Origin of the sequence: Micromonospora qiuiae (assembly GCF_016863555.1) — a bacterium.
In the GTDB taxonomy this organism is placed as follows: Bacteria; Actinomycetota; Actinomycetes; order Mycobacteriales; family Micromonosporaceae; genus Micromonospora; species Micromonospora qiuiae.
On sequence record NZ_BOPC01000034.1, the window covers coordinates 38,575 to 58,743 of the forward strand.

Consider the following 20,169-nt stretch of genomic DNA (forward strand, 5'->3'; position numbering starts at 1 on the left):
AGGAAGCATGAGCTATCAGACGTTCTTCCGGGAGGCGGTCGGCGAGATCCCGCCCACCTCCATCGACGTAGAGCAGGTCATCCGCCGGCAGCGCCGCCGGCACCGGCTGAACCGAACCGGGCTGGCGGCGATGGTGGGCGCTGCGGTCCTCGGGGTCACCGTCCCGCTCGCCATCGCTGGCGGGTCCGGGCCGGACCTACCGGCATTGTCGCCTTCCCCGAGCCTGTCTGCACAGTCGGCGCGGACCCCACGCCCGGAACCGGGGGCGACCTTCAGCGCGACGGACCTGGCCGTGTTCGCGGCGCTGGCGCGCGAGGCACCCGACGTCGAGTGGATCACCGAAGGTTGGCCGTCGGATGGCGACCTGGTGATGTGGCACCCTGTTGACTCGGCGAAACTTTACTTCGGGCAGGGTCCGATCCGGGCTGGCGAGCGGACCGGATACTTCAAGCTGCAGCTGCAGCAGGACTGGGACCGTCGGGTCGCCTTCTGCAATGCGGAGAAGAGCCAGGAAAACGGCTGCGTCAACAGCACGGGACCGGCCGGCGAGAAGATCCAGACGTGGTCGAACCAGGCTCCGATCACGTCGTCGGACAAGAACCGGATGCTCCACGGGAAGCCCGCCGCACCGACCAGCGACAGGTTCTCGACCCATTACGGCGTCGCGGTCGAGCGGCCGGACGGGACCTTCCTGATCGTGAGCATGTCGGCCGACGGGGAGAACTCACCCCTCACCCTCGCGCAGCTAACCGCGGTGGCCCTGAATTCCGCGATCACGCTGGGCTGAACGGCGGGCCGTCCGGCGATGCGTGCATCGCTGTCCATCAACAACGTCAAGAGCGAAGGATCTCTGAGGAGGGCCGGGGCCACGGCAAGACGGAGCGGGAGATGTTCGGCAAGATCGACTCGACCGGGACCGGCGCGCCGCTGAGCTGGGGAAGTGTCTGCGCGCCCGGCAGGATTCGAACCTGCGGCCTTGGGATTAGAAGTCCCCTGCTCTATCCGCTGAGCTACGGGCGCCGTGGTACCGCGCGAGAAGGGTACCGCCGCACCGGGCCGGCGCGCTGAAACGGGTGGCCGGGTCAGCGTCGCATGCGGGGGATTTCGGGCTGGTCGGGCGTCGGGCCGGCGGCGAGGAACGCCTCGGCCCAGCGTCCGACCTCGGCGAAGACTTTTTCCCGTACGGCGGGGCCGGAGAGCGTCAGGTCGTGCAGGCCGCCGTCGAAGCGGGCCAGCGTGACGTGCCGGCCGAGGCGGGGTGCCCAGCGGACCATGTGCTCGACGTCGAGGACGGCGTCGGCGAGCGTCGCCGACTCGTGCCATTTGCTGCCCCGGAACGAGCGGGTCGAGCAGGCGAGCAGCACCGGCACCGGGATGTCCAACCCGGCGCGCAGCCGCCGCTGACCGGTGCGGATGGCGTTCAGCCAGCCGGCCCGGACGGGAAAGCCGGCGAGCGGCTTCCAGGCCAGGTCGTACGTCCATTCGCCGCGATGGTCGGCGTGGAGGCTTTCGCCGTACACCGTGGGAAGTTGGAGCGGCAGGACCCGGTGCGGCGCCCTGCGGCCCAGGCGCGCGACGGCGGCCGCGAGGGGGCGACGCACGAACCAGGGGGCGTTGAGATCGAAGAAGGGGCTGTTGAGAAAGAGCCCGTCGACCAGGCCGGCGTCCCGACGGGCGTGTGCCCAGAGCGAGACGATCAGGCCGCCGGTGGAGTGGCCCATGGCCAGCAGGGTGTCGTGCCCGTCCTCGGTGCGGACGATCCGTGCGGCGGCGTCCAGTTCGGGAAAGTAGTCGCCGAGGTCGCGGCAGAAGTTGGCGGTCTGGTGCGGCAGCAGGCTGCGGCCGTACTTGCGCAGGTCGAGGGCGTAGAAGTCCCAGCCCCGGGCGGCGAAGAAGTCGGCCACGTGGGTCTGGAAGAAGTAGTCGACGAAGCCGTGCACGTAGAGCACGGCCCGGCCGGTGGGGCGCTCGGCCCGGCGGCGCACCAGGGTGGCGATCACCGGACCCTCGTCGTCGCTGCCCAGGTCGATGGTGTGCCGCTCGTAGGGCGGGCCCAGCAGGTCCGGTTCCATTTCGGGAACGGTACGCCGGCAAGCTACCGAGTGGTAGCCCCTGCCCGCCGCGATCCAGCGGGCAGGGGCCTGGGGACTGCGGTCACCTCTCGTCGGTCGTCGTCCCGGCGCCGGCCGGGTCATCGGCGGGCGTCCCCGTCTGGCCGGGTGGGGTGTTGACCCGCAGGTGCTTGTTGTTGCGCGGCTCCTTCCGGGTCTTCGCGTCGTTGAGCTTGCGGCGCAGGTCGTCGCGGACGCCGTTGAGCGCGGCGCGCAGATCCTCCTCGCTCGACGTGGTGACGATCTTGGGCCAGCCGGCGATCCGGCACTCCAGGGTGACTCGCTGTCCCTTCGCCTCGCGGTCCTTGATCGAGAGTTCGAGGTCGGTGGCGTCGGCGTCGAAGGTGGCCAGGCGGGCGTCGAGCGTGGCGAACTGCGCGACGATCCAGTCCCGGTCGGCCTGTGTGAAGCCGGCGTTGAACCGGAGGCACTTCGCCGCGGTGGCCGGGTTCGCGCTCATCGCCGCACCTGACCGGGGGACATGGGTGGAACGGATGGCGGTCATCTTCATGATCGTTGACCTTTCGTTCGACGTCATGTTCACAGGTGCGGTTGGAAGATCCCTACCCAGGTCGGATCCGTCCGGAACGTGACCATTCCCGCTGCCTTTCTTTGATCATCGGTCACCGGCTGGCGGCGCTCCAGGGCCGCAAGCCCTACCACATCGGGACCTTGATCAGGCGTTTGTCCACAGTCGGTCCGGTTGTCCACAGGTGCGGGGTGTGGGGCTGCCGCTGGGTGGTGCGGCGGTGCACGCTCGGTCCCGAGCCGGCTCGCGAAGGCAGGACCCCGATCCCCTTGGAGGGGCGATGTTCGATACTTATGTAACAATTGTCGGTAACGTTCTCACGGCGCCGGAGTGGCGTCGCACCACCCAGAGCAACACTCTGGTGGCCAATTTCAAGGTCGCGTCGACCGCCCGGCGTCTCGACCGCGACAGCGGGCGCTGGGTGGACGGCAACAGCCTGCGGGTACGCGTGAACTGCTGGCGCAAGCTCGCCGAGGGGGTGGCCGCCTCGGTCGCGCTCGGCGACCCGGTGGTGGTCTGCGGGCGGCTCTACACCCGGGACTGGACCGACGATGCCGGCAACCACCGCACGCTCTACGAGCTGGAGGCGGTCGCGGTCGGCCACGACCTGTCCCGAGGACGCGGGCGGTTCCTGCGCAACCGGCCCACTCTGAGCACGAGTGTCGTCTCCGACGCTGAGGCCGAGCAGCGGGTGCACGGCGAGACCACCGAGCCGGTGCCGGACGTCGAGGCGCCTGCCCGGCTCGACGACCAGCCGATCGACGACGACTTCGAGCTGCCGGCCTCCATGCCGTCGCCGGTCGACGCGGCACGGCGCAGTCCCGCCCGCGACGGCATCTTCCCGAGCGATCCGTTCGACGACCTGATCAACGGTGGGCAAGCCGGCGTTGACGAGCTGGCCCCGGTCGATGCCGAATCCCGGCAGACGTCCTCGGACGAGCTGGCCGCGATCGATGCCGAGGACCAGCAGGAGGCGTCGGTCGATGAGTTGGCTGCCGTGGGCACCGACGGCCGGGCGGCGTCTGCGGACGAGCCGGCGTCGATGGACACCGAAACGAGCGTGACCGGCGGCGGATCGGTGGGACGCCCGGAGGAATCGGGGGCGGGCGTCGTCGGCACCGGTCGAGGTCGGCGGGGACGCGGACGGCAGCCGCAGCCGGTCTGAGCATTGGGCGTGGTCCGCCAGCCATCCGCCGAAGTCGTCGGCCTCCGGGTCGCTCGTCGGCTGGCTGGCGGCCCCTGATCCGCCGACTCGGGACGATCAACCCTGGACCAGAGGCAGCCGCGCGGTACGGATGGCAGTGACCGGGGCGGGCGTCTAGTCGGACCGGACAGGGACCCAGTCGGTGAAGCGCCGGTGCAGGTTCGCCGGGAGTTCGCCGGAGTTCAGCTCGGCCAGTTGTGTGGCGGCCTCTTCGCGCAGGGCCACCAGGTGGACCATGAGCCCCGGCATGTTGCCCCTGTATTGCGCCAGCAGCAGCAACTTCGCCGGAGAGCACGGCCACCCGGCGCCGCACGCCCGGCATCGCCACGTCGGGCGGGTCGCGACGGGATCCCGTACGTGCGGGCGGGGCGTCACCGGTCGGCCCTCGCGGCGTTGGTGCGGCCACGCGGACGTTCGGCGTACGGGACTGGTGGCACCCGAACCGGGCGCAGTCCGGCCGGCATCACGAACAACTGTCGCTTGTCGGTCGCGTCGCCGTGCCGGTCGAGCACGTAACAGTCGACCCAGGTCCATCCGTGGTACGTGCGTCGCTCGGTCAGCTCACGGATCACGCGGACCAGGGTCGGCCGGCGGAACTGCACCGACGCCTCCCGGGTCAGCAGATACACGCCGGGCGTGACCCGGGGTGTCCCGTCGTCGCGCGGATCGTAGGCGCGCCCCGGCGTCCGGGGGTATGCCATCGGGCGTCAGGAATGGCATTCGTCGGTCTCTGCGCGGGCACAGGGCGCCTCCTCCGTCCGTGTAGGAGGGGACCGCCCCGCGAAAGGTGCTCGCCCGTGGCGGGGCGGTCCCTGCAAGCACCCGCGAGGGTTTGCCGATCCGCCCGCAGATGCCGCTTAGTGACACTCTGGTGTGGAGGTCGCTACTCTCGGAAGGTGTCTCCGGCGTCCGGGCGGAGTTGGCTGAGCTGCCCGGGATTCTGCGGCAGCCTGGGTAGTCGATCTCCAGTTTGAGGAGTCCTGAATGCCTGATGTACCGAACCCCGTGGCGGCCTTCATCGTTCGCGAGATCCGTCGTGGCCGAGGGGCAGCAGGCATGACGCAGGAGGCCTTTGGTCGTGGCGCGGGTTTTAGCGCGTCCCATGTCAGCGCCGTTGAAGGCGGCACTCGGGCATTGACGGTGGACTTCATCCGAGGAGCCGACCGCGCGCTGAGCAACGGTGGACTGTTCGAGCGCCTAGCAGGAGAACTTGGCACCCCATCCTGGTTTCTGCCCTGGCTCGACGCTGAACGCGGAGCGACACAGCTTCGCTATTTCGAGCCGAACCTGATTCCGGGGCTGTTGCAGAGTGAGGCGTACGCTCGCGCCGTACTACGGCTTGACCCCTGCCTCACCGATGAAGAAGTAGACCGCCGGGTCGCCAGTAGACTTGAACGGCAAGCCATCCTCACGCGTGAGTCCCCGCCTCGACTCGTGGTCGTCGTTGACGAAGGTGCGATTCGTCGAGTTGGTGACGAGGCCGAGAAGCTGATGGCCGAGCAGTTGTGCCACGTTTTAGCATGCGCAGAGCGACCCAACATCAGAATTCACGTCATCCCGGCGGACGCTGGCCTCCATGCCGGGCTGTCCGGCCCGCTGTCGTTGGCGCACATGCCAGATGGGAGCTGGATAGGACACCTTGAAAGCCAGCTAGGCGGCGATGTCGTGGACCGGCCAGCCGATCTGGATACGCTCTTCGAGCGATGGGAGAGCGTCCGGACCGAGGCCCTGCCCTGGAAGCAGTCTCTAGACCTGATCAAGGAAGTGGCGAACCAATGGACTTGAACGGCGCGCAGTGGCGGAAGGCCACCCGTAGCGGTACCAGCGGCGGCAACTGTGTCGAGGTTGCCGACAACCTTCCCGGCGTGGTCCTCGTCCGGGACACGAAGGACCGCGACGGCGGAACCCTGACCTTCGATCCGATGGCATGGAAGGCGTTCGTCGCCCAGGTCGCCGAGCGGGCCTGACCGAGACGCGCGGGAGCGCCCGTCCCCATGCCGGGGCGGGCGCTCTGTCTATCTCGGCCCTCCATCACTGCCGCCCACCCCCTTGGCCGGATCACCCCAGCCGGCAATCTTGGACGCTCGCTGCCCCCAGAGGGGCCTTCCGAGTCCAAGATCTACTGAAGTGGGGGTGATCTTTCGGGTGTATCGGGCGAAGTGGTTCGGTCTGTCGGTCAGATGTGCTCGCCAGGTCGACCGGGGACAGCCTGGGCTGGCCGTCGCACGCCCTGCCAGCCCACCGCCCGAGGTCAGCGGTTGCCGGTGTCCTCCGGCCCCGTCAGATCTTGGTGCGTTAGCGCCCTCCTGGGGGCGCTTTCGGACCAAGATCTGCTGCTCTCGAGATGCGGGCAGCGAGCGGGGGGCAGCGAGCAGGGGCGGGGAGTGGGGGCGGGGGCGGGGAGTGGGGGCGGGGCGGCAGTAGGCTGGCGGGTCGGGGGTGGTGCGGGTGCGGTACGCGGGTGCGGCGGCCAATGCAGCGGGACTGGTGGCCGGGTACGCGCTGGACGCGGTGCTCGGTGACCCGCGTCGTGGGCATCCGGTTGCCGGGTTCGGTCGTGCCGCTGCCGCCCTGGAACGCCGTCTCTACCGGCCCGATCGGCTCTCCGGGGCCGCCTTCACCGTGCTCGCCGTCGGTGGGCCGGTGCTGGTCGGGGCTGCTGCCGCGTTCGGCACCCGGCGTCGGCCGGTGGCTCGGGCGGTGCTGGTCGCGGCCGGCACCTGGGCGGTGCTCGGTGGACGTAGTCTGCGCCGCGAGGCGGAAACGATGGGCCGGGCGCTGCGCGCCGGTGACGTGCCGGCCGCTCGGCAGCGGCTCGGGAATCTCTGCGGGCGGGACCCGTCGGCCCTGGACGAGCCCGAACTGGCCCGGGCGACCGTCGAGTCGGTCGCGGAGAACACCTCCGATGCCGTGGTCGCCCCGCTGGTCTGGGGTGCGGTCGCCGGGCTGCCTGGTCTGCTCGGCTATCGCGCGGCGAACACGCTCGACGCGATGATCGGTCATCGGTCGGCCCGCTACGCCCGCTTCGGCACGCCGGCTGCCCGCCTGGACGACCTGCTCAACCTGGTGCCGGCGCGACTGACCGGCCTTCTGATCGTGGCCCTGGCGCCGGTCGTGCACGGCGACCGGGAGCGGGCCTGGCAGATCTGGCAGCGGGATCGGGCCGATCATCCCAGCCCCAACGCCGGGCAGTGCGAGGCGGCGATGGCGGGAGCCCTGGGCGTACGGCTGGGTGGGCGCAACGTCTACTTCGGCCGCTCGGAGGTGCGCCCGTTCCTCGGCGACGGCCCCCGTCCGGAGGCGCGCCACCTGAAACGGGCGGCCCGGCTCTCCGGGGCGGTCGGGCTGGCCGCGCTCGGGCTCGCCGCGGCGTACCCCCTGACCGTCGGCCGCCTGGCCGGCGCCCTCACCCAACGGACCGCTGGAACCCTCACCCGCCGGGCCGCTGGGACCCTCACCCGCCGGGCGGCTGGCGCCCTCACCCGCCGCGCCGCCCGGGCCGCTGCCGATCGGGCAGGGCGCTGACGGTGAGCGGGGGGCTGCTGGTCGCCGGGACCACCTCGGATGCCGGCAAGAGCGTGCTCACCGCCGGCATCTGCCGTTGGCTGCATCGCCAGGGTGTCAAGGTGGCGCCGTTCAAGGCGCAGAACATGTCCAACAACTCCGCCGTCGTCCTCGGGCCCGACGGCCGGGGCGGGGAGATCGGCCGGGCCCAGGCGATGCAGGCGGCGGCCTGCGGAATCGCCCCGGACCTGCGGTTCAATCCGGTGCTGCTGAAGCCGGGCAGCGACCTGTCCAGCCAGGTGGTGTTGCTGGGCGAGGCGGTCGACACCATCACCGCCGACACGTTCCGGTCGCTGCGACCCCGGCTGGCCGAGACGGCGTACGCCGCGTTAGCGGAGCTGCGGGAAGCGTACGATGTGGTGATCTGTGAGGGTGCCGGCAGCCCCGCGGAGATCAACCTGCGCGACGGCGACTACGTGAACATGGGCCTGGCCCGGCAGGCCCGGCTGCCCACCATCGTGGTGGGCGACATCGACCGGGGTGGGGTGTTCGCCGCCATGTTCGGCACCCTGGCCCTGCTCAACCCGGCCGACCAGGCGCTGCTCGCCGGCTTCGTGGTCAACAAGTTCCGGGGCGACCGTGGCCTGCTCGCCCCCGGGCTGGAGATGCTGCGTCAGCTCACCGGGCGACCGACGTACGGCGTGCTGCCCTGGGCGCTGGACCTGTGGCTGGACGCGGAGGACTCGCTCGCCTACGGGCGGGTGCTCGGCCGCCCGGCCGCCCCGCACGGCACCGAGTGGCTGGACGTGGCCGTGATCCGGCTGCCGCGGATCAGCAACGCCACCGACGTCGAGGCCCTCGCGACCGAGCCCGGGGTGCGGGTGCGGCTCACCGTCGAGCCGGCCGAGTTGGCCGCCGCCGACCTGGTGGTGCTGCCCGGCTCCAAGTCGACCGTGGCCGACCTGACCTGGCTGCGCGAGACCGGCCTGGCCGACGCGGTCGCCGCACACGCGGCGGCGGGCCGGCCGCTGCTGGGCATCTGCGGCGGCTTCCAGATGCTGGCCCGTGCCATCCACGATCCGGTGGAGAGCGGGCAGGGCAGCGTTCCCGGCCTCGGCCTGCTCCCCATCGAGATCACCTTCGACCCGCGAAAAACCGTCCGGCCCTCGGTGGGCAGCGCCGCCGGCGATCTTCCGGTCCGCGGTTACGAGATCCACCACGGGTACGTCTCGGCCGCCGACCCGGAGTTGTCCCCGCTGCTGCACGAGGTCGGCGGTGCCGTAGAGGGCGCGATCCACGGCGTGGTGCACGGCACCCACTGGCACGGCACCTTCGAGTCCGACGAGTTCCGCCGCTGGTTCCTGACCCGGGTGGCCCGCCTCGCGGGGCGTACCGGATTCCGGGTCGCGCCGGGCAACTCGTTCGCCGCCGCCCGCGAAGGCACCCTCGACCTGCTCGGTGATCTGGTCGAGGAACACCTGGACACGACGGCGCTGTGGCGGCTGATCGAGTCCGGACCCCCCGCCGACCTGCCGTTCGTCCCACCCGGCGTCCCACCACGTTGAGCCCGCCCGTCGGGTCAGTAGCGGACGTCCGCCGGCTGATCGGAGAAGGGCAGGCCAGCCGAGCGCCAGGCGTCCACCCCGCCGATCATGTCGGTGGCGCGGTGCAGGCCGAGGGCGCGCAGGCTCGCCGCGGCAAGGCTGGAGCTGTAGCCCTGGCGGCACACCACCACGATCTCGATGTCGTACCCGGTGGCCTCGGGGATGCGCCAGTCGCTGGCCGGGTCGAGCCGCCACTCCAGCACGGTCCGGTCGATCACGATGACGCCGGGCAACTCGCCCTGCTCCCGGCGCTGCGCGTCGGTGCGGGTGTCGATCACCAGTGCACCCCGGCCGGCGGCCTGCACCGTCTCCTGCGGGGACAACCGGGTCATGCCCGCGCGGGCCTGTTCCAGCAACGCCTCGACGCCGGGACTCATCACGGAATGGGACACGGCACGATCATGCCCGCCCGCCCTCCGAATTGCGCTCCGAAGCGGCGCGGGACAACCCGATCGGTAACGTCGGTGCCCGTGGTGGTGGCGGTCTTCGAGGCGTACGCCGGATTGGCGCGTCGGGTGCTGGCCCGGCCGGCACGGCTGGGGCGTACGCGGTTGGTGGCGGTCGACGGGCCCAGCGGCGCGGGCAAGACCGTTTTCGCCGCGCGCCTGGCCGACGCCCTCGCCCGCCTCGGCGGCGACCGGCCGCCGGTGGTGAACACCGACGACCTGCTCGACGGGTGGGACGACCAGTTCACCTTCTGGCCCCGGCTGGAGGAGTCGGTGCTGGCGCCGGTACGCGCCGGGCGGGCCGGGGCTTACCACCGGTACAGCTGGGTACGTCGCCGTTTCCTGCCCTGTCCGGTGCCGGTGCCGGCCGCGCCGGTGCTGATCCTGGAGGGGGTCAGCGTGGCCCGCGCCGCAGCCGACCCCGAGCTGTCCCTGGCGGTCTTCGTCACCGCCCCGGCAGCGCTGCGGCTTGACCGGGCGGTGGCGCGTGACGGCCCGGCGATCCTGCCGGAGCTACGCCGCTGGCACGACGGCGAACGGGCCCACTTCGCCGCCGACCAGACCGAGGCCCGCGCCGACCTGATCGTCGACGGCGCTCCCACGCTGCCCCACGACACCGCCCGCTACTACCTGCGCCTCTCCTGCCATCCCCGGCCGGCTTGAAAGCCCCGGCGGTGGCGGCCGGGCTGCCAACCCGGAGGTACCACCCGGTACGACCGGCATACGATGCCGGGCATGACCACACCGATCATGACCGAGGCCGAGCTGCGGGCCGCCGTCGCACGGGAGCTGCCCGGCGTCCGGGCCGACCTGGAGCGGCTCGTCCGTATTCCCGGCATCGCCTTTGACGGTTTCGATCACGCGCACGTGGAACGGTCCGCCGAGGCGGTGGCCGAGCTGCTGCGCGGCTGCGGGCTCGACGTGCAGATCGTGCGGGCCGGTGGACAGCCGGCGGTGATCGGCCGGAAGGCGGCGCCGCCCGGGGCACCGACGGTCATGCTCTACGCCCATCACGACGTGCAGCCGGTCGGAGATCGGACGCTGTGGGACTCCGACCCGTTCGAGCCGGTCGAGCGGGATGGTCGGCTCTACGGTCGGGGAGCCGCCGACGACAAGGCCGGCATCATGGCGCACGTCGCGGCGCTGCGCGCGTTCGGCGACCAACTGCCGGTCGGCGTGGTGGTGTTCGTCGAGGGCGAGGAGGAGTACGGCTCCGACTCGCTGGAGCGGCTGCTCGCCGAGCACCGGGAGGCGATCGCCTCGGACGTCATCGTGATCGCCGACTCGGCCAACTGGGACGTCGGCGTACCGGCGCTGACCACGTCGCTGCGCGGCATCGTCAACTGCTTCGTCGAGGTGCGCACCCTGGACCACGCGGTGCACAGCGGCATGTTCGGCGGTCCGGTGCCCGACGCGCTCATCACCCTGGTCCGGCTGCTCGCCACGCTGCACGACGACGCGGGGAACGTCGCGGTGGCGGGGCTGGTCAGCCGGGAGACCGCCGAGGTCGACTACCCCGAGTCCCGGTTCCGCGCCGAGGCCGGGCTGGCCCCGGGCACACGGCTGATCGGCACCGGCCGGATCACCGACCGGCTCTGGACCAAGCCGGCGCTGGCGGTGCTCGGCATCGACGCCCCAACCACGGCGGAGGCAGCGAACGCCCTGGTCCCGGCGGCCAAGGCCAAGCTGAGCGTACGACTGGCGCCGGGCGACGACCCGACCCGGGCGTACGCGGCGCTGCGCGAGCACCTGGAGCGGCACGTCCCGTGGGGCGCGGAGGTGAGCGTCACCTTCGAGCATGACGGCGCTCCGTGCGTCATCGACGCGACCGGGCCGATGTTCGACGCGGCCCGGTCGGCCTTCCGCACCGCCTGGGACGGCACCGACCCGGTGGACATCGGCGTCGGTGGGTCCATTCCGTTCATCGCCACGTTCCAGGAGATGTTCCCCCGGGCGGCGATCCTGGTGACCGGTGTGGAGGACCCGCACGCCCGGGCGCACGGGCCGAACGAGAGCCTGCATCTGGGCGAGTTCGCCAAGGTCTGCCTGGCCGAGGCGCTGCTGCTGGCGAAGGTGGCCGAGGTGGGGCGTGGCTGAGCTGGCGGTTTTCGGCGTGTCGGGCGGAAGCCTGTTGTAGCCTCTCGAACATGCGTACGAATGAGGTGATGGCCCGCCTGCAGGCCGCCGTCAGTGCACTGGGGGACGTCGATGTCTCCGCGTGGCCCGAGGACACGCTCAAGGAACAGCTCGGTGAGCTGTCCGCCGCCCTGGTCGCCCTGGACACGTCGCTGTCCCGCATCGCCGAGGAGGTTCGTGCCCGCGGCCTGCGCGTCGAGGAACCGGTGCCGGCCTGACTCCCGTCCCAGACCCCGGCCGGATGTTAAAAGGGGCCCCCTCCTATACACGAGGCGTTAAGAGGGGGCCCTTCCTTACACCTCGGCGGCGCGGTCGCGGGGGCGGTCGTCGGTCACGCCGGCCAGGCGGCGGGCCTCCCGGCGGGCGACCCAGCCGTAGCCGAAGAGGGTCATCACGGCGAAGATCCACCACTGTACGACGTAGCCGAGGTTCTGCCAGTTGTTGGCGTGCCCGACCGGCACCGCCTTGAAGACCGGGTCGGCGGCCGGGGTCTGTTCGTCGAGCAGCAGGTAGGCGCCGTGCACCGGGTACGGCAGTTCCCGGGCGAGGTGGTCAAGGGCGATGCGACGGGTCTCCAACCGGCCGTCGCGCCGGGTCACCCTGCCGGCGCCGCTCTCGCTCACGTGCACCCGCCCCTCGACGGTCACCTCGCCCGCCGGTGCCACCGGCACCTCCGGCTGCGCCGTCGCCCCGCCGGGTGCGGGCGGAATCCAGCCCCGGTTCACCAGCACGGCGGTGCCGTCGGCCAGCACCAGCGGGGTGACCACCTCGAAGCCGACGTTCCTGTCGACCGTGCGACCCCGGACCAAAACGACGTGGTCGCTGTCGTACCGGCCGGTCACGGTGACCCGGGTGAAGGTCCGCTCCTCGGCCGGTGGCGGACCGACCGTGCCGGGCCCGGCGGCCGGCGCGGGCAACGCGTCGCGCAGCGGCACCGGCGCCATCCGCAGGCCCGCGTCGATGCGTTCGTTGACCGCCGTACGACCGTGGTAGCGGTCCAGCTGCCAGTTGCCGAGCAGCACCATGACCGTGGCGGCGACCAGGGTCAGCGCGAGGATGCCCAGCCAGCGTGGCGTCAGCAGGAACCGGTACACACCTGCGAGGTTACCGCTGTGGCCGTCGCCACGCCGATCGGGCGGCCGCGCGCCGGTGTGGGAGGGGGACCGGGCGGCTGTGGGAGGGGGACCGGGCGGCGCGACCGCATCGCGAGGGTCGGCTATCGTCACGCGGGCGGAGCGCGCCGACGGTCGGCACGCCGTCCGCTCGCGAGGAGTCGATGATGACCGTCGTGCCGCGTCTGGTGCTCAGCGCTCCCTCCTCCGGACACGGCAAGAACGCCTTGGCGATCGGCCTGCTCGCCGCACTCGCTGACCGAGGGCTGGAGGTGGCCGGGTTCAAGGTCGGGCCGGACCAGGTCGATGCGGCCTATCTCGGGCTCGCCGCCGGCCGGCCCGGGCGCACCCTGGATCCGCGGCTGGTGGGCACCGAACGGCTCGCCCCGCTGCTGTTGCACGGCGCGGCCGGGACCGGCCTGGCGGTGGTGCAGGGCAGCATGGGCCTTTACGACAGCCTCACCGGCCGCTGCGAGACCGAGTCGACCGCCGCGGTGGCCACCGCGCTGCGCAGCCCGGTCGTGCTGGTCGTCGATGTCGCCGCGATGGGTCAGTCGGTGGCCGCCCTGGTGCACGGCTTCCGAGCGTACGACGAGCAACTGTGGCTCGGCGGGGTGATCCTCAACCGGGTCGCCTCCGCCCGGCACGAGGCGCTGCTGCGCGAGGCGCTCGACGATATCGGCGTGCCGGTCTACGGCGCGCTGCGCCGCCAGGATCTGCCCTCGGTGCTGCCGGCACGCCGGCACGGGGTGGTGCCCGTGCTCGCCGGGGCCGGCGAGGCCACCCGGGCGGTACGCCGCCTGGGCGAGGCGGTGACCGCCACCGTGGACCTGGACCGGCTGCTCGGGTTGGCCAACTCCGCCCCGCCGCTGGGCGGGCAGCCGTGGTCGCCGGAGCCGCCGTCGGGCCTTCCCGTCGGTGCCGCTGGGCCGATCGTGGCGGTGGTCGGCGGACCGGGGGGCAGCTTCGGCCACGTCGAGGCGACCGAGTTGCTGCGGGCCGCCGGTGCGCAGGTGGTGACCCTCGACCCGTTCGCCGACGAGGTGCTGCCGGCCGGCACCCGGGCGCTGGTGGTCGGTGGTGCTCTGCCGGAGTCGTACGTCGAGCAGCTTTCCGCCAACCGCCGGCTCTGCATCGCCGTCGCCGAGCTGGCGCGGACCGGCCGTCCGGTGGTCGCCGAGGGCGCCGGTCTGCTCTGGTTGGCCCGGGAGGTGGACGGGCTGCCCATGTGCGGCGTGCTCGACGCGATCGGCAGCATCCGCGACGGCCTGGTCGTCGGGTACCGGGACGCGATCGCCCAGAGCGACAGCGTGATCGTCAGGCGGGGCGAGGTGGTCACCGGGCACAAGGAGCACCGGACGGTGCTCAGCCCTCGGGGCGGGCAGCGGCCGGCGTGGAGTTGGCCGGGCGGGGCGCCGGAGGGGTTCGTCTGGCGTGGGGTGCAGGCCTCGCAGCTCGTGTCGCACTGGGCCGCGTACCCGCGGTTCGCGCAGCGGCTGGTGGCCGCAGCGGTGGCCGAGCCGGTGCCGATCCCGACCGGTGCGGACCAGGCAGCCGAGGTCACGCCGACCAGCCCGGCCGAGGTGGGGTCGGCCGGGCCGTCGGCGTGAACTCACGAGGCGCGGTAGGGCGGGCGGGTCAGCCGACTATCCGGTCCGACGGAGGGGTGAAGTCCCGGACCGGTCTTTTCTTGAGCGCGTCGCGGAGCGTGTTCGCGACCGCCGCGATCGGGACCTCCGACTGGCCGTCACCGACGGCGTTGAACGGGTTGTCCGGGTCGGCGATGAAGCTCGCCGCCGCCAGTTCCGGCGTGTAGCCGACGAACCAGGCCGACCGGGTGCTGTCGGTGGTACCCGTCTTGCCGGCCACCGGGCGGCCCACCGTGCCGCGGACGCTGTCCGCGGTCGACCAGCCGCCGCAGCCGCCCTTGGCCGGGCTGTCGCCGGTGGGGCAGCGCGCGGCGTCGGTCGCGGCGCGCGCGGCATCGGCGCTGACCACCTGGCGGCAGCGGGGTTTGGCGACCTCCCGCTCGATGCCTCCGGCGGTGGTGTACGTGGCCGGCGTGCCGTCCCGGTTGTAGATCGCGGAGACCGGCATCGCCTCGCAGTACCGCCCCTCGGCGGCGACGGCGGCGTACGCGTTGGCCATCTCCAGCGGGGTGGCGTCCGAGACGCCCAGCGTGAACGCGCCCCACTTGTTGGCCTTCGACGGGGAGGCGTGTTCCCGGTCCACGTCGGTACGCCAGCGCAACCCCAACTGCTCGGCGAGGCGTACCGCCTTCTCTGCCCCGACCTGCTCCTCCAGCCAGACGAAGTAGGTGTTGACGGACTTGCCGAAGCCGGACCACATGGTCTGCGGGCCGCTCATCGCGCCGCTGGCGTTGGTCGGCGCCCAGCCGTCGTAGATCTCCGACTGGTACCGGTGCGGCGCGTTGAAGGTGGTGTTCAGGGTCATCCCGGAGTCCAGCGCGGCCAGCATGGGAAACATCTTGAACGTCGACCCGGCCTGGTAGCCCGGCAGGTCGCCACCGCCCATCAGGGGTGCCACGGTGTTCGGGTAGTTGGCGCGCACGTTGGGCCCGGCCTCGGGGTTGGAGCTGAGCGGGTTCTCGTCCACCTCCAGTGAGTAGGTGCGGTTCACCGCCATTGCCTTCACCCGCCCGGTGCCCGGTTCGACGACCGCGATCCCGTTGGCGAAGGGGCTGCCGGTGTTGCCCTCGGTGCCGACGTTCTGCTCCGCCACCTTCTGGATCTTCGGGTCCATGCCGAGCACGATGCGATAGCCGCCGCGGCGCAGTTTGTCCATCCGTTCCAGCCGGTTCTCCCCGAACGCGGGCTGCGCGCTCCACCAGTTCTTCAGGTAGTCGCAGAGGAAGCCCCAGCTGTTCCACTTCTCTCCCACGGCAGCGCAGTCGTTGGGCGGGTAGCTCAGCTTGAGTCGGATCGGCTCGGTCTTCGCCGCCGCCGCCGAGTCCGGCGACAGGTAGCCGAGCCGCGTCATGTTGTCCAGCACGTAGTTGCGGCGTTCGGTGGCCTCTTTCTGGTCCGAGCTGGCCGGGTCGTACTGCGACGGCGACTTCACCAGCCCGGCGAGGGTGGCCGCCTCGACCGGGGTGAGTTCCTTCGGGGTCTTGGAGAAGAAGATCTCGCTGGCGGCGTAGATGCCGTACGCCCGGTGCCCGAAGTACGCCGAGTTGAGGTAGCGCTCCAGGACCTCCTCCTTGCTCAACTCCTTCTCCAGGTCGACCGCCATGCGCATCTCCTTGATCTTTCGGAGCGGGGTCTGCGCGGTGGCCTCCTGCACCTCTCGTGGGCTGGTGGCGCTGTCCCGCAACGCCATCCGGACGTACTGCATGGTCAGCGTGGAGGCGCCCTGGGAGACGCCGCTGGAGCGGGCGTTGGCCACGAAGGCGCGGGCGACGCCCTTCGGGTCGACACCGTGGTGCTGGTAGAAGCGGTTGTCCTCGGCGGCGACGATGGCCTGCTGCATGTGGGGAGAGATGTCGATCAGCTTCGTGTACTGCCGGTACTCCTCGTAGAACATGGTCAGCACGGTCCGGCCGTCGGGTGCGTACAGATAGGAGGTCTCGGCGGGCATGGCGCTGGCCAGCAGCCTGGTCTTGCTCTCCACGGCGTGCGTGGTGGCCTTCGCGCCGATGCCGGTGAGGGCGACCACGGGGTACGCGACGGCGGCGACCACGATGCCGGCGATGAGCCCGGCACGGAGGAGAGGAACGAGACGACCAGCGGCAGCAAGGGGTCGATTGCTCACACCGCCAAGTTATGACATTTCCGATTCTTCCATGAGAAATACTCATGAAGTGATCGGTGGTGATGCGGCCCACCCCCGACGCGACTGTCCCCCGCGCCGGCTTCCCGGCAGGATCGCGGTCATGCACGCTCAGTCGACCGGAGCCCCCGCCGCCTCGCCGGCCGAGCCGGATCCCGGCGCCGACACGCGGGCGGGCCACGATCTGGTCGATCTCGCCCACCACGGCGACGCGGAGGTGGGCGAGGGCCTGGTCGACCTCGCCGTCAACGTGCGGCGCGCCCCCATGCCGAGCTGGCTGGCCGAGCCGATCACGGCATCGCTCGCCAACCTCGCGGCGTACCCGGACCCCCGGCCGGCGCGGGCCGCTGTCGCCGCCCGGCACGGCCGGCCGCCGGCCGAGGTGCTGCTGACCGCCGGTGCCGCCGAGGGCTTCGTGCTGCTCGCCCAGGCGCTGCGCGGGGCCTGCCGGCCGGTGGTGGTGCACCCGCAGTTCACCGAGCCGGAGGCCGCGCTGCGGGCAGCGGGACACACCGTCGAGCGGGTGCTGCTCGACCCGGCGGACGGATTCCGGCTGCACCCGGATCGCATCCCCGCCGACGCCGACCTGGTCATGATCGGCAACCCGACCAATCCCACCTCGGTGCTGCACCCCGCCGCCGACCTGGCGGCCCTCGCCCGACCGGGTCGGGTGCTGGTCGTCGACGAGGCGTTCGCCGACACCACCTGCGCGCCCGGCGTACCGGGTGAACCCGAGTCACTGGCGGCCCGGCGGGACCTGCCCGGACTGTTGGTCGTGCGCAGCCTCACCAAGACCTGGGGGTTGGCCGGGCTGCGGATCGGCTACCTGCTCGGCGAGGCCGCGCTGCTGGAGCGGCTGGCCGCCGTACAGCCGCTCTGGGCGGTCGGCACGCCGGCCCTGGCCGCCGCGACCGCCTGCGCCGGCCCCGAGGCGGTCCGGGCCGAGCGCGCCATCGCCGCGCGACTCGCGGCCGACCGCGACCACCTGGTGGCCCGGCTCTCGGCCCTGCCCGGGGTACGCGTCGCCGGCCGCCCGGCCAGCGCGTTCGTGCTGATCCACCGGCCCGGCGCCGACCGGGTACGCGCCGAGCTGCGCCGACGCGGCTGGGCGGTACGCCGGGGCGACACGTTCCCCGGCCTCGGCCCGGACTGGCTGCGCATCGCGGTGCGGGACCGGGCGACCACCGACGCGTTCATTGCGGTGCTGACCGAGACCCTGGGAGTGTGATGCTGGAGACCACGATCGCGGAGATCGCTCCGCTCGACGAGCCGTCGATGACCGCGGCCCGGCTGTGGCAGGCCCGGCTGACGAAGCCGGCCGGCTCACTCGGTGCCCTGGAGGAGCTCTCCGTACGCCTCGCCGGCCTGGCGGGTGCCAGCCCGCCGCCGCTGCCCACCCCGGCCGCCTTGGCGATCTTCGCCGGGGACCACGGCGTGCACGCCCAGCGGGTCACCGGATGGCCGCAGGAGGTCACCGCCCAGATGGTCGGCAACTTCCTGGCCGGCGGCGCGGTGGTCAACGCGTTCGCCCGGCAGGCCGGTGCCACGGTGACCGTGGTCGACGTCGGGGTGGCCACCCCGCTGCCCCAGCCCGAAGGCGACCCGGGCGACCCGGCCGAGCCGGCCGGTCCGGGCGACGTGGGCGACCCGGCCGGTCCGGGGGCGCCCCGGCTGGTCAGCGCCGTCGTCCGCCGGGGCACCCGGGACATGACCGGCACCGCCGCACTGACCCGCGACGAGACACGAACGGCGGTCGAGATCGGCATCCGGATCGCCGGGGAACTGATCGACGCCGGGGCGGGCATCCTGCTCACCGGCGACATGGGCATCGCCAACACCACTCCCGCCGCCGCGCTGATCGCCGCGTTCACCGGGGTCGAGGCCGCCGAGGCGACCGGCCGGGGCACCGGGGTCGACGACCCGACGTACCAGCACAAGATCGAGGTGGTGCGGACCGCGCTGCGCCGGCACCACCCCGACCCGGCGGACCCGCTCGGTGTGCTGGCCGCCGTCGGTGGCCTGGAGCACGCCGCGCTGACCGGGCTGATCCTCGGCGCTGCGGCGCGTCGCGTACCGGTGCTGCTGGACGGGGTGATCGCGGTCGCCGCCGCGCTCGCCGCAGTGGCCTTCGCCCCCGACGCGGTCGGCGCGATGATCGCCGGTCACCGGTCCGCCGAGCCGGGTGCGGCCGTCGCGCTGCGGCGGCTCGGCCTCACCCCGCTCATCGATCTCGGGCTGCGGCTCGGCGAGGGCACCGGCGCACTGCTCGCCCTGCCGGTGGTCACCGGCGCGGTCCGGGTCCTGCACGAGGTGGCCACCTTCGACTCCGCCGGGGTGGTCGAAAAGTGACGGCGAATCCCTATCCGCTCGGGCTCCGGCTGGCCGGCCGACGGGTGGTCGTGGTGGGCGGGGGAGCGGTTGCCACCCGGCGCGTGCCGGCGCTGCTCGACGCGGGCGCGGACGTGCTGCTGGTGGCCCCGGAGATCAGCCCGGCGCTGCGCGCCCACGCCGACGCCGGGCGACTGCGCTGGCTGCCGCGCCGGTTCACCCCCGACGATCTGGACGGCGCCTGGCTGGTGCACGTCGCCGTCGACGACCCGGCCGCCGCAGCCTCGGTCAGCACCGTGGCCGACGCACGCCGCATCTTCTGCGTACGCGCCGACGATCGGCAGGCGGCGAGTGCCTGGACCCCGGCGGTGACCCGGCACGGGCCGGTCACCGTGGCGGTCCTCGGCGGCGGCGACCCGCGCCGCGCCATGACCGTCCGCGACGCCATCCGCACCCTCCTGAGTGCAAGGAAGGGCCCCCTTTTAACGGATTCTGTAGAGGAAGGGCCCCCTCTTAACCCCTCCGCCGGCGGGAACCCCTCCGCTGGCGGGAACCCCTCCGCTGGCGGGAACCCCTCCGCTGGCGGGAACCCCTCCGCCGGCGGGAAGACCCATACCGGGCGGGTCGCGCTGGTCGGTGCCGGCCCCGGCGATCCGGAACTGATCACCGTCAAGGGCTGGCGGCTGATCACCGAGGCGGACGTCGTCGTGGCCGACCGGCTCGTGCCGGGCCTGTTGTTGGACGAGCTGCGGTCCGGTGTGGAACTGGTGGACGCTTCCAAGATCCCGTATGGCCCGTCCCGGGCCCAGGAGGAGATCAACCGGATCCTGGTCGACCGTGCGCAGGCGGGTGCTCTCGTGGTGCGACTCAAGGGGGGCGACCCGTACGTCTTCGGTCGTGGCGGTGAGGAGTTGCTGGCCTGCGCCGAGGCCGGGATCCCGGTGACCGTGGTGCCCGGAGTGACCAGCTCGGTGGCCGCCCCGTCGGCGGCCGGGATCCCGGTCACCCATCGGGCGGTCGCGCACGAGTTCACCGTGGTGACCGGGCACGTCGCGCCCGACTCCCCGTCCTCGCTGGTGCGGTGGGACGCGCTGGCCCAGCTGCGCGGCACGCTGGTGATCCTGATGGGGCTGAAGAACCTGCCGGCGATCACCGCCACCCTGCTCGAACACGGCCGGCCCGCCGACACTCCGGCGGCCGTCGTCCAGGAGGCGACCACCGGCGCCCAGCGGGTCGTCCGCTCGACGCTGGGTCAGGTCGCCGCCGACGTGGCCGCCGCGGGGCTGCGCCCACCGGCGGTGGTCGTGGTGGGCGACGTGGTGGCCGCCCTCAACCCGGCCTGACCGAGCCGGCTCCGTTTCGCCGTAATGGCGGTATCGCGCTGATGCGGATACCGCCATTCGGGC

19 protein-coding genes, 1 tRNA gene and 1 pseudogene are annotated in these 20,169 nt (G+C 72.4%); 13 read left to right on the plus strand and 8 right to left on the minus strand.

The genetic code is table 11. The features are described from left to right. The first annotated feature begins 7 nt into the window (after positions 1–7). Positions 8–787: a hypothetical protein gene (locus tag Vqi01_RS30730; RefSeq protein ID WP_239098385.1), complete on the plus strand. Its 780-nt coding sequence runs from the start codon at positions 8–10 to the stop codon at positions 785–787. 160 nt (positions 788–947) lie between these two features. Here Vqi01_RS30730 and Vqi01_RS13515 read toward each other — a convergent pair. The 3 genes from Vqi01_RS13515 to Vqi01_RS13525 all read right to left on the minus strand — a co-directional run bounded on the left by Vqi01_RS13515 (position 948) and on the right by Vqi01_RS13525 (position 2,571). Further along, positions 948–1,020: transfer RNA gene (locus Vqi01_RS13515), tRNA-Arg, on the minus strand. Positions 1,021–1,082: 62 nt separating this feature from the next. After that, on the minus strand, positions 1,083–2,072 hold the full coding sequence (locus Vqi01_RS13520; protein WP_204035118.1) for an alpha/beta hydrolase: 990 nt from the start codon (positions 2,070–2,072) through the stop codon (positions 1,083–1,085). A gap of 82 nt (positions 2,073–2,154) precedes the next feature. Further along, the gene (locus Vqi01_RS13525) at positions 2,155–2,571 is read right to left on the minus strand and encodes an HPF/RaiA family ribosome-associated protein (RefSeq protein ID WP_204035119.1); all 417 of its coding nucleotides are present in this window, start codon (positions 2,569–2,571) and stop codon (positions 2,155–2,157) included. Positions 2,572–2,920: 349 nt separating this feature from the next. On the opposite strand from Vqi01_RS13525, the gene Vqi01_RS13530 reads away from it, so the two are divergent. Continuing rightward, positions 2,921–3,805, plus strand: a complete 885-nt coding sequence (locus Vqi01_RS13530) for a single-stranded DNA-binding protein (RefSeq protein WP_204035120.1) — start codon at positions 2,921–2,923, stop codon at positions 3,803–3,805. Between the two features lie 153 nt (positions 3,806–3,958). Here Vqi01_RS13530 and Vqi01_RS31295 read toward each other — a convergent pair whose 3' ends face one another. Both Vqi01_RS31295 and Vqi01_RS13540 read right to left on the minus strand, forming a co-directional pair. Then, the gene (locus Vqi01_RS31295; RefSeq protein ID WP_275408793.1) at positions 3,959–4,093 is read right to left on the minus strand and encodes a hypothetical protein; all 135 of its coding nucleotides are present in this window, start codon (positions 4,091–4,093) and stop codon (positions 3,959–3,961) included. Between the two features lie 122 nt (positions 4,094–4,215). Beyond that, positions 4,216–4,545, minus strand: coding sequence for a hypothetical protein (locus tag Vqi01_RS13540; protein WP_204035122.1), 330 nt, complete (start codon positions 4,543–4,545; stop codon positions 4,216–4,218). Positions 4,546–4,828: 283 nt separating this feature from the next. On the opposite strand from Vqi01_RS13540, the gene Vqi01_RS13545 reads away from it, so the two are divergent. The 4 genes from Vqi01_RS13545 (at position 4,829) to Vqi01_RS13560 (ending at position 8,913) form a co-directional block, all read left to right on the plus strand. Continuing rightward, positions 4,829–5,629, plus strand: coding sequence for a helix-turn-helix domain-containing protein (locus Vqi01_RS13545; RefSeq protein WP_204035123.1), 801 nt, complete (start codon positions 4,829–4,831; stop codon positions 5,627–5,629). Next, positions 5,620–5,811, plus strand: coding sequence for a DUF397 domain-containing protein (locus Vqi01_RS13550; RefSeq protein ID WP_204035124.1), 192 nt, complete (start codon positions 5,620–5,622; stop codon positions 5,809–5,811). The genes Vqi01_RS13545 and Vqi01_RS13550 overlap by 10 nt, the downstream gene beginning before the upstream one ends. A gap of 481 nt (positions 5,812–6,292) precedes the next feature. Beyond that, entirely contained in the window at positions 6,293–7,369 is a 1,077-nt protein-coding gene (locus Vqi01_RS13555; protein ID WP_204035125.1) for a cobalamin biosynthesis protein, read from the plus strand. A 2-nt stretch (positions 7,370–7,371) separates the two neighbouring features. Then, entirely contained in the window at positions 7,372–8,913 is a 1,542-nt protein-coding gene (locus Vqi01_RS13560) for a cobyric acid synthase (protein WP_204035126.1), read from the plus strand. Positions 8,914–8,927: 14 nt separating this feature from the next. On the opposite strand, the gene Vqi01_RS13565 is transcribed toward Vqi01_RS13560, so the two are convergent. Further along, entirely contained in the window at positions 8,928–9,329 is a 402-nt protein-coding gene (locus Vqi01_RS13565) for a rhodanese-like domain-containing protein (RefSeq protein ID WP_239098383.1), read from the minus strand. Positions 9,330–9,335: 6 nt separating this feature from the next. Here Vqi01_RS13565 and Vqi01_RS13570 point away from each other — a divergent pair. From Vqi01_RS13570 to Vqi01_RS13580, 3 genes and pseudogenes are all read left to right on the plus strand, one after another. Further along, a pseudogene (locus tag Vqi01_RS13570) lies at positions 9,336–10,156 on the plus strand (uridine kinase family protein); the annotation flags it as partial. Next, entirely contained in the window at positions 10,149–11,495 is a 1,347-nt protein-coding gene (locus Vqi01_RS13575; RefSeq protein ID WP_204035172.1) for a dipeptidase, read from the plus strand. The pseudogene Vqi01_RS13570 and the gene Vqi01_RS13575, both read left to right, overlap by 8 nt. A 50-nt stretch (positions 11,496–11,545) precedes the next feature. Beyond that, entirely contained in the window at positions 11,546–11,752 is a 207-nt protein-coding gene (locus Vqi01_RS13580; protein ID WP_204035127.1) for a hypothetical protein, read from the plus strand. A gap of 75 nt (positions 11,753–11,827) precedes the next feature. On the opposite strand, the gene Vqi01_RS13585 is transcribed toward Vqi01_RS13580, so the two are convergent. Then, positions 11,828–12,628 carry an SURF1 family cytochrome oxidase biogenesis protein gene (locus tag Vqi01_RS13585; RefSeq protein ID WP_204035128.1) on the minus strand — a complete coding sequence of 267 codons (801 nt, stop codon included), beginning with the start codon at positions 12,626–12,628 and terminating at the stop codon, positions 11,828–11,830. A 185-nt stretch (positions 12,629–12,813) separates the two neighbouring features. Here Vqi01_RS13585 and Vqi01_RS13590 point away from each other — a divergent pair, with 185 nt between their 5' ends. Next, the gene (locus Vqi01_RS13590) at positions 12,814–14,256 is read left to right on the plus strand and encodes a cobyrinic acid a,c-diamide synthase CobB (RefSeq protein ID WP_204035129.1); all 1,443 of its coding nucleotides are present in this window, start codon (positions 12,814–12,816) and stop codon (positions 14,254–14,256) included. Positions 14,257–14,284: 28 nt separating this feature from the next. Here the strand turns inward: Vqi01_RS13590 and Vqi01_RS13595 are convergent, their stop codons facing one another. Then, a complete protein-coding gene (locus Vqi01_RS13595; protein WP_204035130.1) occupies positions 14,285–16,417 on the minus strand; it encodes a transglycosylase domain-containing protein in 2,133 nt (710 codons plus the stop codon). A 121-nt stretch (positions 16,418–16,538) separates the two neighbouring features. On the opposite strand from Vqi01_RS13595, the gene cobC reads away from it, so the two are divergent. The 3 genes from cobC to cobA are packed head-to-tail and all read left to right on the plus strand — an operon-like array spanning position 16,539 to position 20,106. Beyond that, a complete protein-coding gene (gene cobC, locus Vqi01_RS13600) occupies positions 16,539–17,663 on the plus strand; it encodes an Rv2231c family histidinol phosphate aminotransferase CobC (RefSeq protein WP_204035131.1) in 1,125 nt (374 codons plus the stop codon). Next, positions 17,663–18,784, plus strand: coding sequence for a nicotinate-nucleotide--dimethylbenzimidazole phosphoribosyltransferase (locus tag Vqi01_RS13605; RefSeq protein WP_204035132.1), 1,122 nt, complete (start codon positions 17,663–17,665; stop codon positions 18,782–18,784). The genes cobC and Vqi01_RS13605 overlap by 1 nt, the downstream gene beginning before the upstream one ends. Continuing rightward, the gene (gene cobA / locus Vqi01_RS13610) at positions 18,781–20,106 is read left to right on the plus strand and encodes a uroporphyrinogen-III C-methyltransferase (protein ID WP_204035133.1); all 1,326 of its coding nucleotides are present in this window, start codon (positions 18,781–18,783) and stop codon (positions 20,104–20,106) included. The genes Vqi01_RS13605 and cobA overlap by 4 nt, the downstream gene beginning before the upstream one ends. The last annotated feature ends 63 nt before the right edge of the window (positions 20,107–20,169 follow it).